Annotated in this window: 15 protein-coding genes and 1 pseudogene; all 16 read left to right on the top strand. The window is 59.0% G+C overall.

Annotated features, from left to right (window positions below; translation table 11 throughout):
* The first annotated feature begins 4 nt into the window (after positions 1–4).
* The 16 genes and pseudogenes from QWI20_RS06805 to QWI20_RS06730 all read left to right on the top strand — a co-directional run bounded on the left by QWI20_RS06805 (position 5) and on the right by QWI20_RS06730 (position 15,681).
* Positions 5–490 (top strand): hypothetical protein, encoded by a 486-nt coding sequence (locus QWI20_RS06805; RefSeq protein WP_369304788.1) that lies wholly within the window; start codon positions 5–7, stop codon positions 488–490.
* Between the two features lies 1 nt (position 491).
* The gene (locus tag QWI20_RS06800) at positions 492–833 is read left to right on the top strand and encodes a head-tail connector protein (protein ID WP_369304787.1); all 342 of its coding nucleotides are present in this window, start codon (positions 492–494) and stop codon (positions 831–833) included.
* Positions 833–1,165 (top strand): phage head closure protein, encoded by a 333-nt coding sequence (locus tag QWI20_RS06795; protein ID WP_369304785.1) that lies wholly within the window; start codon positions 833–835, stop codon positions 1,163–1,165. The genes QWI20_RS06800 and QWI20_RS06795 overlap by 1 nt, the downstream gene beginning before the upstream one ends.
* Positions 1,158–1,643 carry an HK97-gp10 family putative phage morphogenesis protein gene (locus QWI20_RS06790; protein ID WP_369304784.1) on the top strand — a complete coding sequence of 162 codons (486 nt, stop codon included), beginning with the start codon at positions 1,158–1,160 and terminating at the stop codon, positions 1,641–1,643. Before QWI20_RS06795 ends, QWI20_RS06790 begins: the two co-directional genes overlap by 8 nt.
* Positions 1,640–2,008, top strand: a complete 369-nt coding sequence (locus QWI20_RS06785) for a DUF3168 domain-containing protein (RefSeq protein WP_369304783.1) — start codon at positions 1,640–1,642, stop codon at positions 2,006–2,008. Before QWI20_RS06790 ends, QWI20_RS06785 begins: the two co-directional genes overlap by 4 nt.
* Positions 2,009–2,073: 65 nt before the next feature.
* Positions 2,074–2,565 (top strand): phage tail tube protein, encoded by a 492-nt coding sequence (locus tag QWI20_RS06780; protein WP_369304782.1) that lies wholly within the window; start codon positions 2,074–2,076, stop codon positions 2,563–2,565.
* Between the two features lie 9 nt (positions 2,566–2,574).
* On the top strand, positions 2,575–3,000 hold the full coding sequence (locus QWI20_RS06775) for a phage tail assembly chaperone family protein, TAC (RefSeq protein ID WP_369304781.1): 426 nt from the start codon (positions 2,575–2,577) through the stop codon (positions 2,998–3,000).
* Positions 3,001–3,227: 227 nt separating this feature from the next.
* Positions 3,228–5,753 (top strand): phage tail tape measure protein, encoded by a 2,526-nt coding sequence (locus QWI20_RS06770; RefSeq protein WP_369304780.1) that lies wholly within the window; start codon positions 3,228–3,230, stop codon positions 5,751–5,753.
* Complete coding sequence (locus QWI20_RS06765; RefSeq protein ID WP_369304779.1) at positions 5,743–6,081, top strand: phage tail protein; 339 nt, start codon at positions 5,743–5,745, stop codon at positions 6,079–6,081. The genes QWI20_RS06770 and QWI20_RS06765 overlap by 11 nt, the downstream gene beginning before the upstream one ends.
* 7 nt (positions 6,082–6,088) lie before the next feature.
* Positions 6,089–6,838 (top strand): phage minor tail protein L, encoded by a 750-nt coding sequence (locus QWI20_RS06760; protein WP_369304778.1) that lies wholly within the window; start codon positions 6,089–6,091, stop codon positions 6,836–6,838.
* Between the two features lie 2 nt (positions 6,839–6,840).
* Positions 6,841–7,596, top strand: coding sequence for a C40 family peptidase (locus QWI20_RS06755; RefSeq protein ID WP_369304777.1), 756 nt, complete (start codon positions 6,841–6,843; stop codon positions 7,594–7,596).
* 417 nt (positions 7,597–8,013) lie between these two features.
* A complete protein-coding gene (locus QWI20_RS06750) occupies positions 8,014–8,610 on the top strand; it encodes a tail assembly protein (protein WP_192131220.1) in 597 nt (198 codons plus the stop codon).
* A 57-nt stretch (positions 8,611–8,667) separates the two neighbouring features.
* Positions 8,668–11,631: pseudogene (locus QWI20_RS06745) on the top strand (host specificity protein J); the annotation flags it as partial.
* 1,892 nt (positions 11,632–13,523) lie between these two features.
* On the top strand, positions 13,524–14,522 hold the full coding sequence (locus QWI20_RS06740) for a DUF1983 domain-containing protein (RefSeq protein ID WP_369304775.1): 999 nt from the start codon (positions 13,524–13,526) through the stop codon (positions 14,520–14,522).
* Positions 14,522–14,824: a hypothetical protein gene (locus QWI20_RS06735; protein WP_369304774.1), complete on the top strand. Its 303-nt coding sequence runs from the start codon at positions 14,522–14,524 to the stop codon at positions 14,822–14,824. Before QWI20_RS06740 ends, QWI20_RS06735 begins: the two co-directional genes overlap by 1 nt.
* Positions 14,824–15,681, top strand: coding sequence for a hypothetical protein (locus QWI20_RS06730; RefSeq protein WP_369304773.1), 858 nt, complete (start codon positions 14,824–14,826; stop codon positions 15,679–15,681). The genes QWI20_RS06735 and QWI20_RS06730 overlap by 1 nt, the downstream gene beginning before the upstream one ends.
* Positions 15,682–15,697: the final 16 nt, after the last annotated feature.

Genomic DNA, 15,697 nt, shown 5'->3' with positions numbered 1-15,697 from the left:
GAACATGGCACGTACAAGCGCGAGCGATGCACCCAAGGGGACTGCTACAGCGGCGAATACGACTGTCCCTACGCCCGGCCCGCAGGCTCCGGCACAAAGCACCACCGGCCCGGCAACGGCGGCCGGCGTCCAAGGCGGGACAGCGGCAGCAGATAGCGCATCCGTGGCAAGCGTAGGGAATGGCCCGCTGCAGCCCACTGATCCGGCCAACAGCATTGGCAACACCGTGCAGGCTGGTCAATCGGCCTCCGATGCGGCAACAGCAGACGGCTCGACGGTTACCCTCGACACTACGGCAGCCGCCGGTGACCAGTTGCAAGCGGATGGCGTTGCTGAGGACAGCAACGAGATCATGATCTACCCGTTGCGCAGCTACCTGGACGGAAAAGAGATCCGCCGTGCTGGTGGTAAAGGCTACAAGTCGCCGAAGCATGACGCGGTGTCGTTGGTCGCAGCCGGCCTGGCCACCGACAAAAATCCGAAGGTCTGACATGAACGCCATCCCGACCGATCAGGCAATGCAACATCTGCGGGCGGACGAGGATGACCGCGAGTACGTCGAGCTGCTGCTGACCGCCGCCGAGGACAGTGCCGCCCAGTTCATGAACCGGCGGTTTTATGCGGACTTAGATTCGCTTAGCGCCGCTGTGCTCGACGGCTCGGCCGGCCTTGATCCGGTGCTCCTGAATGCATCGATCCGCGCGGCCTGTTTGCTGATCCTGGGCTCGCTCTACGCCAACCGGGAGGATTCGGCCAGCGGTGCTGCGTTCAGCGAGTTGCCAATGGGCTCGCGATCGCTGCTGACACCTTATCGAATCGGCTGGGGGATCTGATGCGCGCAGGAAAGCTTCGACACCATGTGATGCTCCAGCGCGCCGAGTACTCACAAGATCCAGTGACCGGAGAGGTAACCCCGTCATGGGTTGAAGTCGGCAAGGTATGGGCCGCCATTGAGCCGCTGTCGGCGCGCGAGTTCATCGCCGCAGCGGCGGGTCAGTCGGAGGTGGCGGCGCGTATCGTGATTCGTTACCGCCCGGGCATCACGTCGACCATGCGAGTCCTTTACCGCGGCAAGGTTTACAACATTCAGGGCGTGCTTGCTGACATGGACAGCGGCCTCGATTACCTGACGCTTCCATGCAGCGAGGGCGTGAGCGATGGTTGATACGGTGCAGTTCAGCCTGACCGGCATAGATTCGCTTGTCGCCAAGCTGGAAGCCGTGTCGTACGACGTGAAGCGCAAAGGCGGTCGTGCGGCGCTGCGCAAGGCCGCCCAGGTCGTTGCCGACAAGGCCAAGGAAGGATCGCAGAAGCTCGACGATGCGGCGACCGGGCGCTCGATCGCAAAGAACATCGCGCTTCGCTGGAATGGCCGGCTGTTCAAAGCATCGGGTGATCTGGGTTTCCGCGTCGGCGTTCTTCACGGTGCCAAAATCGCCAAGAAGGGCAATCCTGACGAAGGTGAGTCCGGACCGACGCCGCACTGGAGGTTCTTCGAGTTCGGCACTGCCAAAATGGCGGCGAACCCATTCATGCGTAAAGCGCTGGCTGACAACATCAGTCTGGCCACGAACACGTTCATCACTGAATACGAAAAGGCCATTGACCGGGCGATCCGGCGAGCAGCGAAGGCGGGCAGATGAAATACCCACCCATTTTCCAAGTGGCGGCGGCGGATCCCGCTGTAACAGCTCTGATCGGGCAAAACCCGGTGAGACTTTATCTATTCGGCATGGCACCTGATAAACCTGCCGGTACCTATTGCGTGTGGCAGGTCATCAATGGCAGCCCGGAAAACTATCTGGCTGGGCGCCCCGACGTCGAGGCCTACAGCCTGCAGGTCGACGTCTACGCATCAACTGCCGTAGGTGCTCGCGCTGCAGGGCAGGCCATCGAGTACGCAATCGAATTGGTCGCACGGGTTACAAGTTACAACGGCGAGACCCGAGACGCCGAGACAATGCTCTACCGCTACAGCTTCGACGTCGACTGGATCGTCCAGCGATAACCGAACAGCCCTGAAACCGACCCGCCTTTAGCGGGTTTTTTTGTGCCCGACATTTGGAGATCACCATGTCGATTCTGTCCCAAGGAACCCAGATTTACGCGCTGGTGCCGCCATTGTCCGGTACTGGTCCCAAGACCGTGCTCGCTATCGAATGCGCCACGGCGTTCAGCCCGGGCGGGGCTCCGGCTGACCAGATTGAAGACACTTGCCTGGAAGACCAGGAGCGCAGCTACAAGAAGGGTTTGCGCACGCCTGGCCAGGCCTCGCTGACCGTCAACGCTGACCCCACCAACGCAAGCCACATTCGGCTGCACCAGCTTTCCGAGGCGAATGGCGATACCACCATCCCGTGGGCGGTTGGTTGGTCAGACGGTACGTCTCCACCGACGCTGAATGTCGCCGGCGACGACTTCGAGCTTCCGAAGGATCGTACCTGGTTCACGTTCGAAGGATACGTCTCTGACTTTCCATTCGATTTTGCTGGCAACGATGTGGTGAAGACAGCTGCAACCATCCAGCGCTCCGGCGGCTCCGCCTGGATCCGCAAAACGACATAAGGCCACAGCATGAAACTCACACTGGAAAGCCTTAAATCGGTCGGCGCTTTCACCGGCCGGCCGGTCGAGAAAGAAATCAGATGGTCGCAGGGCGATGACGAGTTCACTGCGACGGTGTTCATCCGTCCGCTGGGCTATCAGGCGGCAGTCAGCGATGTCACGGCCCTCAACGGCAAGCACGACAGCCTTGCTGGCCGAATCGCTGCAAGCGTTTGCGACGAGCACGGAAACGCGGTGTTCACGGTTGGCGACATCACTGGGACTGCGGATCCAGAGCGCGGCGCCCTCGACGGCCGCCTCACCGTAGCGCTGCTCGCCGCCATCTTCGAGGTCAACAACCTGGGAAAGACGACGCCCTCACTGACGGAGAAGAGCTCTGGCACGAACTCGCGACCACGTTCGGCTGCACGATCGCGGAAGCCCAAGAGCGCCTAAGCCTTCGTGAATACAACCGCTGGGCAAAGTACCGGCGGGAACGCGGCTCTCTGAACGTGGGGGCCAGGATCGAGCGCAGCGTTGCACTCCTGACCACTATCTACGCGAATCGGATATCCAAAGATGGCGGCTTCAAGCTTGCCGACTTCTTGCCGCATGAGCGGGCGCGCGAGGTCAGTCTTGAGGAAGCGATGGAGGCATGGGTGTAACACTCCCGGAGATTATGAATGGCCAGTAATTCACTGGGTACGCTCACGCTTGATCTGATTGCGAAAATCGGTGCATTCACTGGCCCGCTAGACAAAGCGAGTCAGGACGCGAAAAAGCGAACGGCGGAGATCTCCAAGTCATTCGACAGTTTGGCAAAGGGCGTGGGTGCCGCGGTCGGCACCATCCCTGCGGCTCTCACCGCCCTTGTCATCCATTCCGCAAGCGTGGCGAAGGAAATCTCAAACCAAGCAGCGATGGCCGGCCTGGGCACGACGGAGTTTCAGAAGTACGCCGCTGGCGCGCAGAGCGTGGGCATCGAGCAGGACAAGCTGGCCGATATTTTCAAAGACACGAACGACAAGCTCGGGGATTTTGCGAATACGGGCGGGGGTGCTCTGAAGGACTTTTTCACCAATATCGCCCCTAAAGTTGGCCTGACGGCTGACAGCTTCAAAAAGCTCAACAGCAAGGACGCGCTGGCGCTGTACGTCACGAGTCTGGAGAAGGCGAACGTCAGCCAGCAGGAAATGACGTTCTACATGGAAGCGATCGCCAGCGACTCCACTGCGCTCGTGCCACTGCTGCGTAACGGCGGCAAGGCGTTCGACGAATTGGGAGCCTCTGCCGAGGCCGCCGGCGTCGTCATGGACGAAGGCACCATCGCTGCGGCGAAACAATTCGGTATCGAGATTCAAGGGCTTGAGCAGTATCTGACCTCGGCCAAGACCATGCTCGCCGCCGAGTTTCTTCCGGTCATTGCTCAGTTTGCCAAGGACCTGAACTCATCGGCGAAGCAGGCTGGGGGGCTGAAGGGCGTTGTAGGTGACCTCGGCGAAAAGCTGGTTGAATCCACGGCGTTCATCGCTAACGCCGGTGATGGCGTGGTTCGTGTCTTCGACGTGATTGCGAACACGCTGGTCGGCATGTTCGCCACGGCGGTTGGCCACACTGACAATCTGGCGGCGCAGGCCAACACAGCGCTTTCGGTGCTCACGTTCGGTGATACATCGAAGGAGTTCAAGCAGAACGCTGCTGACTTTGCCAACAGCGCCCAGATTCAGTTCGGAGTGGCCGCGCAGGCGGCGGGTAAGATTCACGAAAACCTTGACCGGCCGCTGGTTGGGGATCAATTCAAGGAGTACGTGGCCAATGCCAAGAAAGCGGCCGCTGAACTCGCCAAGACGACTCCCTCCATTACGCCCGGCACTGGTTCGGGCGTGGACCCGGCAGCGATTGCGGCCGCCGCGGCGGCTGCGAAGAAAGCCGCTTCCGATGCCGCTGCGGCTGCGAAGAAGATTCAGGACTCGTTCGCAGATTCAGAAACGGATCTGCAGCGACAGATCGAGCTGATAAACACGTCGGTGGATGCAAGGAAAAATGCCACCGAGGTTTCGAAGCTGCAGTTCGAGATCGAATCCGGGAAGCTGGTCGGCATCAATGCCCAGCAGCAGAAACGACTGCTTGGGCTTGCTTCTGAGCTGGATGTGAAGAAACAGCTCAAGCAGGCGAACGAGGACGAGGCAAAGGCAGCAGCCTTCGCGGCCACGCTGAACGCCGCCAACCAGACCGCCAAATCCGGCTTTGATCAGGAGATCGCTGCCGTCGGCTTGGGTGACAAGGCGCGCGATCGCCTGAAGCAAGACCTGGCCATCCAGGAGGATTACAACCAGCAGATGGCGGATCTGCAGAAGCAATTGAACACCGGCGATATCAGCCAGGAAACTTTCACCAAGCAAACCGGGCAACTCAAAGACGCACTGGCCAAGCGCCTCGCAATCCAGCAGGACTATTACAAGGGGCTGGATGCGGCCCAGGCGGATTGGATCAGCGGAGCATCTGCCGCGCTGGCGAATTACCTGGACAGCGCACAGGACATTTCCGGACAGACTCAGACCTTGTTCACCAGTGCCTTCAGCTCGATGGAAGATGCAGTCACGAATTTCGCCCTGACAGGCAAGCTCTCGTTCGCTGACTTCACCAAGTCGGTGCTGGCTGACATGGCCCGCATCGCTGCCCGACAGGCTGCCAGCGGCCTACTAGCCGCCGGTGTTTCTGCGGTCGGCGGATTGTTCGCCGGCGGCGCTACGGCAGGATCTTCCCAGTCGGATTACACGGGCGCCGCTTTCTCAAGCTGGGCAAGTACTCAAGCCAAAGGTGGCGCATGGGCTGATGGAATCCAGATGTTCGCCAAGGGCGGTGCGTTCACGAACGGGCTGGTTTCATCCCCGACTACGTTCGGGATGGCTGGCGGGAATGTAGGGCTGATGGGCGAGGCCGGCCCGGAAGCGATTCTGCCCCTGTCGCGCACCTCAGACGGGTCGTTGGGCGTCAAGGCGATCGGCGGCGGAGGTTCCGCGTCGTCCACTCAGGTGCTGATCCAGCAAACGATCGCTGTCCCTGAGTCCAGCGGCGGAGGTTCCGCTCAGGACATGCAGGCGGTCGGCCAGGCTTACGCGGACACCGCCAAGCGAGGTGCACAGCAGGCAATCGCCGAAGAGCTTCGGCCCGGCGGAGCAATCTGGAGAGTCATAAATGGCCGTTGAAACATTCACCTGGTGTCCGGGGATTGATGCCACCAGCGCTCCGGAGTATCGAACTCGGTCATCAAAATTTGGTGATGGGTATGAGCAGGTGGTTGGGGATGGCATCAACAACCGCGTTGATAGTTGGTCCCTGACCTTTGTGGTCGGTAAAGCCACGGCGCTGGAAATCAAAGCCTTCCTGGATCGCCACGGCAATTTCAAATCGTTCTTCTGGACGCCCCCTCTTGGCGAGCTAAGTTTCTGGCGCGGAACTGCGCCGGCAGTGAGCCCCAAGGGCGCGGGCATTTACACCCTAACAGCCACGTTCACCCAGTCATTCATGCCTTAGGATTCATATGCCGCTGACCAAAGATATTCAGGTGCTTGAGCCTGGGAGTGAAGTGCTGCTGTTTGAATTGGATGGGTCGGATTACGGAGCGGATGTGTTGCGATTTCACGGTCACGCCATTCCGTATACGGCGGCTGAGCTTGTCGCTGCTGGTGCTGACGCCGATCAACTGCCCGCTAAGGCGATCTGGTGGCAGGGTCAGGAGTATGGCGCGTGGCCGATGCAGATCGATGGCATCGAGGCGACCGGTGATGGTACGGCGGTGCGCCCGACGCTTTCAGTGGGCAACGTCAATGGACGCATCACTGCGTTGTGCCTGGCGTTTGAAGACCTGCTGGAGTTTAAGCTGACGATGCGCCACACACTGGGCACGTATCTCGATGCGCAGAACTTTCCCGGCGGCAACCCCGCCGCGGATCCTACGCAGGAGACCATTGAGGTCTGGTACCTGGACCAAAAGACGTCTGAAAACGGCTCAGGCGTGTCATGGGAGCTCGCAAGTCCTGGCGATGTTGGTGGTGAATCTATCGGCCGGCAGATGACGACGCTGTGCCACTGGTGCCTAACTGGCGGGTACCGCGGACCCAACTGCAATTACACCGGGCCATACCGGGACAAGGACGGCAATATTACAGACGACCCGCAGAAGGACGTTTGTGACGCAACGCTGGCGCGGGGGTGCGTGCCAAGGTTCGGCGATGGGAACGCGCTACCGTTTGGTGGCTTTCCGGCCGTTTCTCTGATCGCCAGGAGCTGACCATGTTGAAACACATTCTGAAGGCCGTAGCGGCCCACGCTGCCGCCCAGTACCCGAGGGAGTGTTGCGGGTTGCTGATCAGCATCGGTCGAAAGCAGCAGTACATCCCGTGCGCAAACACCGCCGCCGATCCCAACGAAGAATTCCTGATCGCCCCGGAGGATTATGCCGCCGCCGAGGACCTGGGCGTGGTAATCGGCATCGTCCACTCCCACCCGGACGCCACGAGCAGGCCGTCTCCACGCGATTTGGCGATGTGTGAGGCGACGCAACTGCCGTGGCACATCCTCAGTTGGCCCGAGGGCGATCTGCGAACTATTGTTCCCACCGGCAAGACGCCGCTGTTGGGCCGACCGTTCGTGCATGGCGCTTGGGACTGCTGGCAGGTCTGTGCTGACTGGTACAAGCGCGCATGGGGTCTGGATTTCGAAGCTTTCAAGCGTGAGGACGGGTGGTGGGAGCAGGCTGAGAGTCCAAGCCTTTACGAGCAGGCATACGAGGCTGCCGGATTTGAGCGTGTTGGCACTCCGCAGCGCGGCGACATGATTGTGATGGAGGTTGGGCGCACCAAGCATCCGAACCATGCCGGCATATACCTTGGATCAGATCCGAATCTGCCGAACGAAACTACAGCCGTGCACGGCGCTGGACCGTTCCTCCTCCATCACCTGTACGGCAGGCCATCCGAGATCATAATCTTCGGGGGCCCTTGGCATGACCGCACGCGGCTGATACTTCGCCATGGCGATGCGCGGTGATACCCTCAGACCTTTCTTCCTGAGGGGCCATCATGCGAATTTTAGTTGGAGCTTTTGCAGTTGCTCTGCTGTCGGGATGCTCGACCCCATCCGACCTGATGTCGTCACCGCCAGATTTATCCATCGCGACTTCAAAACCCGCCAAGTCTTATGTCTTGTGCGTCTTTCCTCAGTGGCAGGAGCATAGCTCGACGGCCGTGATGAGCGAGACGGCGAACGGGTACCGAATCGTCAATGGATTTGGGCAACAAACGGACGATTTGCTCGATGTCACAAACACGCCTACGGGGGCTGTCGCAAGGCTTTACCAGCGCATGGCATGGTCTCAGCTCGGCAGATCATCCCTCAGGGATTCGATGCAAAAGTGCCGATGACAAGAGGCCGCCTTTAGGGCGGCCTTTCTTTTACGAGGTAGAAATGAAGGCATCTAACTTGCTGGCACCAGGCTTGGTAAACATCAAGCTTTCCGGCTCATTGGCGGCGAAATTTGGAAGGAACCACCCCAAGCAGATCGATTCTGGTAACACCCGTGAAGTGCTAAAAGCGCTGAGCTGCACCCTAGAAGGATTCGACCGAGAGGTGAAAAGGTTGGACTCGATGGGAATGCGATTTGCGGTGTTCCGTAATGGCAGAAATGTCGGAGAGTCTGCTTTCGAGCTCGGCGGCACCAGGGAGATTAGGATCGTCCCTGTAGTTGGCGGCAGCAAGCGAGGAGGGGTGCTGCAAACGGTGCTGGGTGTGGTGTTACTGGTTATCTCGTATGTGTTTCCTTTTACGGCACCATACCTTGCCCCGGCAGGTATCGGACTCATTGCAGGAGGAGTCATTCAGATGTTGAGCCCGCAGGCGTCCGGGCTGAAACAGAGCGCTTCGCAAGACAACTTGCCGTCCTATGCCTTCGGCAGCGCCAAGAACACCACCGCCAGTGGGAACCCTGTACCGATCTGCATCGGCGAGCGCCGGTGGGGTGGCGCGATAATCTCTGCGTCGATTCTTGCTGAAGACAAAACCTGATCCTGAACAGAAACACCTGGCCGCCGATTGGCGGTTTTTTTATGCCTGGAGAAAAGCATGGGCGCAGCTGAACAAGTCGACATCCGTGGCGCCAAAGGCGGCAGCAGCACTCCAAAGACGCCAACCGAGGCAACGGACAGCCTGCGTTCCACAAACTTGGCGAAAATCCTGATCGCGGTAGGTGAGGGCGAGTTTGAAGGCGTCCCGACGGCGGCCGACATCTACCTGGACAACACACCTATCAGCGATGCGAGTGGCAACGTCAATTTTCCCAATGTGAAGTGGGAGTGGCGCTCCGGCTCCGTTGAGCAGGACTACATCCCTGGTATTCCGTCAGTTGAGAACGAGACAACCGTCAACGTTGAGCTGCGCAGCGATAGCACCTGGGTCCACTCAATTACCAATACTCAGCTGTCTGCTGTGCGCGTCCGCCTCGCGTGGCCTGCGCTTCAGCGACAGGACAGTGAGGGGAATGTTGGCGGGTACAGAATTGAGTACGCCGTCGACCTGGCTACGGATGGCGGTGCCTACCAGCAGGTTTTGGCCGAGGCGGTGGACGGCAAGACCACTACCCGGTATGAGCGTTCTCGCCGGATTGATCTGCCCGCCGCCAGTTCAGGCTGGCAGATCCGCGTCCGCCGACTGACTCCGAACCAGAACACCAACCGGATCGCTGACACAATGATCTTGGCCGGACTGACCGATGTTATCGACGAAAAGCTCCGGTACCCGAATACGGCGCTGTTATTCATCGAGTTCGATGCCGAGCAGTTCAGCAACATTCCGGCGGTGACAATCAAGTGCAAAGGGCGGAAATGGCAGGTTCCGAGCAACTACGATCCCGTCGCGCGCACCTATAGCGGCGTCTGGGATGGGACATTTAAGCAAGCCTGGACTAACAATCCTGCGTGGGTGACGTACGGCATCTGCACTGCCGACCGCTTTGGTCTCGGCAAGCGCATCAAGCCGTTCATGGTCGACAAGTGGGAGCTGTACCGAATCGCTCAGTACTGCGACCAGCTCGTGCCGGATGGTGTGGGCGGCCAGGAGCCGAGATTCCTTTGCGACATGAATCTGCAAGGGAAGCCGGACGCATGGACGCTGTTGCGCGATATCTCTGCCATTTACCGAGGCATGACCTACTGGGCTCAGGGCCAGCTTGTAATGCAGGCGGATATGCCCCGCGCGCAGGATTTCGACTACGTCTTTACCCGCGCCAATGTCATTGATGGGGAGATGAACTACGGCAGCGCTTCGGCGAAAACACGCTACACGCGCGCGATCGTCAGCTACGACAACCCGGCTAACAACTACGACACCGACGTGACTGCCTACTCCGATTTGGCGCTGCAGCGTCGTTTCGACGATAGACCTACTGAGATCAGTGCTATCGGCTGCACGCGCGCGTCTGAAGCCCAGCGTCGTGGCAAATGGGTGGTAATGAGCAACAACCAGGACAGGACTGTCACGTTCAAGACTGGCATGGAAGGCGCTATCCCCTTGCCCGGCTACATCATCCCGATCGCGGATTCACTGCTGGCTGGGCGCGAGATCGGCGGGCGTATCTCTGCCGCCTCTGGCCGTGTGGTGACACTGGACCGTGATACCTCGGCTAAGGCCGGCGACCGCTTGATTATCAACCTGCCGAGCGGCCATGCGGAGGGCCGCACTGTCCAGTCGGTGAACGGTCGGGACATTACTGTCACCACCTCATATAGCCAAGCCCCGGACGCGCAGCTTCAATGGGCGCTCGACGCCGACGACCTGGCCATCCCGCTGTTTCGAGTGTTGAGCACTAAGCGCACCACCGAAGGCGACTATGAAATCTCAGCCCTACAGTACGAGCCGAGCAAATTCGCTTACATCGATACCGGCGCGCGTCTGGAAGAGCGCCCTATCAGCGTCATCCCGATCACCGTAGTGCCGGCGCCCGCGAGCGTCACGCTGACGTCGCACTCCGCGATCGATCAGGGTATCGCTATCAGCACGATGACCATCACCTGGCCGGCCGTGAATGGCGCGGTCGCGTATGACGTGGAGTGGCGCAAGGATAACGGCAACTGGATCAGGGTGCAGCGCACCGGCACCACCAGCGTCGACATCACCGGAATTTACTCGGGCGCTTATCTGGCGCGCGTGCGCGCTGTGAGCGCCTACGACATCTCATCGATCTGGCGCAGTTCGCAGTTGACGCAGCTGAACGGTAAAGAAGGGTTGCCGCCGGCGGTGACTTCACTGACGACCGAAAGCCTGATCTTTGGTATCGGCCTGAAATGGACCTTCCCACCAGGTGCGGAAGACACCCAGCGCACCGAAATCTGGTACGGGGAAGCTCCGGACCTTGCCAAAGCGACCAAGCTGGCCGATCTGGCGTATCCGCAGTCCGACTACACCATGCAGGGCCTGAGCGCGGGCCAATCGTTCTTCTTTTGGGCGCGCCTCATTGACCGTTCCGGCAACGTAGGCCCTTGGTACCCGGTCGCTCCAACCGTCATCAACGGTCAGGCCAGCGCTGATGCCAGCGACATCCTCGATTACCTGACCGGCAAGATCACGCAAAGCGAGCTGGGCAAGGAGCTGCTGTCGGAGATCGGCAAGATTGGCGGTGAAGGGCCGGGCTCCGTCAACGAGCGAGTGGATCAGGTTCGCGATGAGCTGCAACAGGCTACTGATGGCCTGGGCCAGCGAATCACCGAGGTGAACAACACCGTCACCGAAGTCAAAAACGAGCTGCAGGAGCAAATTGACCAGATCGGCGACCTGGCCGACTCGATGCCGTACAAGCCGACCGATACATACACTGCCGGGCAAGGCGTGCTCGGCGCTGACGGAGTCATTTATCAGGCCACCCAGAACGTGCCGGTCAACACGCCGCCGCCAAACACTGCCTATTGGCTGAACGTTGGCCAGGCAGTGCAGACAGCGAATGGCCTCGCCGCGCGCGTCAGCACCGCCGAAACCAAGATCACCAGCATCGAGGGCGTGAACACTTCGCAAGCCAGTCAGATCAGCGGCCTGCAAACGTCGCTGACCGGCAAGGCGGACTCGTCCGTTGTCAGCAGCCTGTCGAGCCGCGTCACAACCGCGGAGAACAGCATCAGCAGCCAAGGCACGGCCATTACCGGCCTGCAGAACTCGGTCGCTGGGAAAGCCGACGCCTCCACCGTCCAGGCATTGAGCAACAAGGTCACGCAGCAGGGCACGGACCTCACGGCGGCTGGCACGGCGATCACCACGATAAACACGAATCTGGCGGGCGTGGGCGGGGAAAACCTCGTTTACAACCCTTCTTTTGAAAAGTTTGCCGCTGGCGCAACCGTGGCGGACGGTTGGGTTTTCGATGCCGCAGGTGGCGTCCGCGTCCCGAGCTTGCCTGTATCTGGGATTGATCCGGGTGGAGTGTGCCAGCGCATCGACTTGACCGGAATGAGCACGACGATCTGGCAACGGATATCCGGCACGGCGTTTCGCGCAGTGTCCGGCCAAACCTTTGCAGCATCAGTGTATATCCGCGCTACTGCCGGGTTGCAGATCAAGATCCAGGTCAACGCGTTCGCCGAGGCCGGAGCCGGGACGGAGACCTATCAGACTTCTCTGGTATCTGCGACCGGTGCATGGCAGCGTCTGCAAGTTGTCTTTACGTTGGCGCAGGCCACAACAGCAAGGGTGCAGGCCGCTTTCGTGGTCTACGGTTCGGCCACAATTAATGCGGGCTTTGTAGAGGTTGACCGGTATCAAATCGAGGCTGGCACCGTCGTTACGGGTTGGCGCGACAACCAGCAGATCGTCAAAGAGAGTTTGGCGGCTCAGGCTTCAGCAACCTCTGCGCTTACGGGCCGTGTAACTCAGACAGAAAACGGCTTGACCAGCATCAGCGGTCAGATCACTACGCTGAACAATAGTCTGGGGAGCGCCGGCGGCGAGAACATGCTACCAAACAGCTCCTTCGAAACATGGGGAAGCCTCGGCGACCGTCCTGTCTATTGGCAGATGGACTACAACTCTGGCGCTCCTCCAGCGCTTTCCCAGGTTGATTCGCCGTTGTCCAGTAGCGTCAAGGCACTGCGCATCGCGAAGTCCGCGCTGCTGAACGGCGATTACGTCGGCATGTACTTCTTGCCTGCCGACGGACCTCGTCCGAAGGTGGTTCCCGGCCAGTGGTACACGCTTAGTTCCTATGTTCGGATGTCTCCGGTCGCGGGTACTCGGTTCTCGATGTACATCGTCTTCGTCAACGAAGCGGGTGCTGTCGTATCGTCGCCGCAGCTCGCCGAGACAGTGATCACCGGCAGCTTCACGCGCTTAACGCTAACCGCTCAGTGCCCGGTCGGCGCCACCCGGGTACAACTCTACCCGGCACGGATGTTCAACCGATCCGGCGCAACCGTTGATGCTTGGATGGAGGTCGACAACATTCAGTTTCAGGACGGCACTGTAGCAACAGCCTATACGCCGTCGGTTCAAGCAGTAGAAAACCAAGCGTCGGCGACCTCAACGGCCGTGGCCTCGCTGCAATCGACCGTTAGCCAACAAGGCACGGCCATTACGAGCAACAGTTCCGATATCACCACTCTCAGAAACGCCGTGAACAATGCCGGGGTCGATCCAGCGCCAGGCTGTTTGTGGAATTTTGATAGCTCGGCCGAAGGGTGGGCGGGCATCGGCTCGACTCTGAGCTTTCCTGCTCCCGGGGTGGTACGTCAGACTTCCAGATCAACGGGCTGACCTTGAACGGTTCGCTTTACAGCAAAGTGAGGATCTCGCTGACGCGAAGGGCAGGGAACCCCGCCACGGACTGGGATGGTTCCTGTTACTACGCAACGAGCACGCGGACGCAGCTGGGTGAGTCCTACGTAAAGAGGATTCCCAACCCCAACATTGCGGTCGGGGCTTCGGCTGTTCTCGAGTACGACATGGCGGCGCTGACCGCAGGCGGCAACGACTGGCTGACTAGCACGATCGCATCGCTGCGATTCGATCTCGGAAACTCTAACGGCAGCGCTTTCGACGTCGACTGGATTGTTATTGGTCGAGCTGGCGTCTCTGCAAGCAGTTCCGCGCTGGACGCACTTACCAACCGCGTTACCAGCGCAGAAGGCAATTTAACGAGCACGGCCGCGCGGACAACGACGCTTGAGTCGACAATCAACAACACCGCCACTGGGCTGGCAACAAAGGCCAGCGCTTCAGCACTCGACACGCTGACAACTCGCGTCACGAAAGTTGAGGGTACAACCACCAGCAGCGCTTCCCGGATCACGTCGCTGGAAAGCACGGTAAACAATGGCAGCAACGGCCTCGCAACTAAGGCCAGTTCGTCCGCACTGAACTCGCTTCAGACGACCGTTACGTCACAAGGCGACACGATCACGTCTCAGGCCTCGCAGATCAACAACCTGAACACCGTTGTCGGCAATCAGGGAGCGGCGCTGCAAACACAGGCCAGCGTTATCGCCGATACCTCTGGCAAGGTCTCTTCCTCATACGTCGTAAAAATGGGGATCACCAGTGACGGGCGATACTTCACGGCCGGTTTTGGCGTGGGCCTGAGCAATGCCAGCGGCGCGGTGCAATCTCAGTTCATTGTCAATGCCGGGCAGTTCGCCGTTTTGAACGGATCGGCAGACTTGAACAACGGCGGGACAGTGACATCGCCGTTCATCATTGAGAATGGTCAGGTTTTCATCGCTGACGCGGTTATCAAGAAGGCGACGATCGCGAATGCGCTCATTGGCCAGGGGGTCTACTCCTCCACGTTCACCAACTATGGGCAGCCGGTGATGTCGCTGGACTTCAACACAGGGCAGATCACGATGCAGAACAAGGCCACTCAGGGTAAGTACATGCTCCTTCGGGAAGACGGCCTATTCGCGGTTTCCGGAGGTGTCGTCATGCTGGAGCTGTCGCTCTAATGGCCGGGCTGATCATTCGTAACCAGGCCGGGCAGGTGATCCTCGACATGACGATGAGGATCAGCCAGAACATGGGTTCAGTTGATACCAACGGGGCGGATGGCAGTGCAGCGCTGCCGTCACCGCCTGCTGGTAAAACAATGTACTACGTGGTCGTCCCGCTGGTTGACCTGCAGCGTGAGAAAGGAAAGAAGCCCGCTGTTACGCTATCCGGCAATACGCTGAGCTGGGCTTACTCTTTTAATCCGAATGGCTGGGGCTACTTTGCAGCTAATTGCCGGATCTTCTATGGGTATTACTAATGGCGGGGTTAATTGTAAGAAAGCCTGACGGCACGGCGTTGTTTGATACGCAGTACATCACACATGGTCTTGTAAAAAGTGCATATCTAACACCTGATGAGCGCTGGTATAGATATTACCTTCGGGCCGACAGTGCGGACCCCGATAACGGGAGAAATTATAATCCCGGCTCCGGTGTGTCCGGCGAGCAGATGTTTTCCATTACTGTTAACAACGCAATAAACCCTATTTGTTTCATCGTGGGAAAGGGACAGCTCGCAGGAACTTATCGCTCAGGAAATACAATCAAGTTTTTTTATAACGGAGGTGACCAGAATACAAAGGCTTATGTCTTCGATCTGATGTCTGACAACGTGCCAGGGAACAAGCCTTGGCTGAAAACTCGTAGAGCTGACGGCAGCATATCTTTCAATTCGCTTCAGCCACCGCTCAACGTGCTTTACTCCATCCAGACGCCAGCTCCCGCAAATCCGGATGCCTACCGCAGATGGCTGAATCCCATCGCCGGGGGCTCTTGGCAAGCTATTCAGTCGTGGGATAACGGCAAATCGCCGATCTGGCACTATGTTGCTGACGTAGCTCTACCTGCGGGCATCGAATACGCTGCATTTTTGAACTATGCGAGATTATGCAGAGCGTGGTGGACGCAACCGTCACTGCAAATTGTCGGTATGTCTGAAGGCGCCTACGGCCGAGTCGGCGGCATTAGCTTCATGTTCGGCACAGCTGCAGCGACAACCGAACTACGGGCTAATACTAATCAGTCAATCACACCAACGATTGAACAACTTGCTACTGACAGATACCCCACTGCGCTGGTCATCAGAACGGATAACTTGCCATTCCCTTTTAACTAAAGTTGTAAGACACATA

This window comes from Pseudomonas sp. W2-17 (genome assembly GCF_041060445.1).
Lineage (GTDB): Bacteria > Pseudomonadota > Gammaproteobacteria > Pseudomonadales > Pseudomonadaceae > Aquipseudomonas.
The sequence above is the reverse complement of the archived record's forward strand: the minus strand, read 5'-3'. Positions and strand labels throughout refer to the sequence as shown.

Coding starts and splice junctions, on each gene's coding strand:
- QWI20_RS06800 (WP_369304787.1), top strand. CDS start 492: ATGAACGCCATCCCGACCGATCAGGCAATGCAACATCTGCGGGCGGAC.
- QWI20_RS06795 (WP_369304785.1), top strand. CDS start 833: ATGCGCGCAGGAAAGCTTCGACACCATGTGATGCTCCAGCGCGCCGAG.
- QWI20_RS06765 (WP_369304779.1), top strand. CDS start 5,743: ATGGCCGTTGAAACATTCACCTGGTGTCCGGGGATTGATGCCACCAGC.
- QWI20_RS06790 (WP_369304784.1), top strand. CDS start 1,158: ATGGTTGATACGGTGCAGTTCAGCCTGACCGGCATAGATTCGCTTGTC.
- QWI20_RS06775 (WP_369304781.1), top strand. CDS start 2,575: ATGAAACTCACACTGGAAAGCCTTAAATCGGTCGGCGCTTTCACCGGC.
- QWI20_RS06750 (WP_192131220.1), top strand. CDS start 8,014: ATGAAGGCATCTAACTTGCTGGCACCAGGCTTGGTAAACATCAAGCTT.
- QWI20_RS06805 (WP_369304788.1), top strand. CDS start 5: ATGGCACGTACAAGCGCGAGCGATGCACCCAAGGGGACTGCTACAGCG.
- QWI20_RS06760 (WP_369304778.1), top strand. CDS start 6,089: ATGCCGCTGACCAAAGATATTCAGGTGCTTGAGCCTGGGAGTGAAGTG.
- QWI20_RS06735 (WP_369304774.1), top strand. CDS start 14,522: ATGGCCGGGCTGATCATTCGTAACCAGGCCGGGCAGGTGATCCTCGAC.
- QWI20_RS06730 (WP_369304773.1), top strand. CDS start 14,824: ATGGCGGGGTTAATTGTAAGAAAGCCTGACGGCACGGCGTTGTTTGAT.
- QWI20_RS06740 (WP_369304775.1), top strand. CDS start 13,524: ATGGCGGCGCTGACCGCAGGCGGCAACGACTGGCTGACTAGCACGATC.
- QWI20_RS06785 (WP_369304783.1), top strand. CDS start 1,640: ATGAAATACCCACCCATTTTCCAAGTGGCGGCGGCGGATCCCGCTGTA.
- QWI20_RS06770 (WP_369304780.1), top strand. CDS start 3,228: ATGGCCAGTAATTCACTGGGTACGCTCACGCTTGATCTGATTGCGAAA.
- QWI20_RS06755 (WP_369304777.1), top strand. CDS start 6,841: ATGTTGAAACACATTCTGAAGGCCGTAGCGGCCCACGCTGCCGCCCAG.
- QWI20_RS06780 (WP_369304782.1), top strand. CDS start 2,074: ATGTCGATTCTGTCCCAAGGAACCCAGATTTACGCGCTGGTGCCGCCA.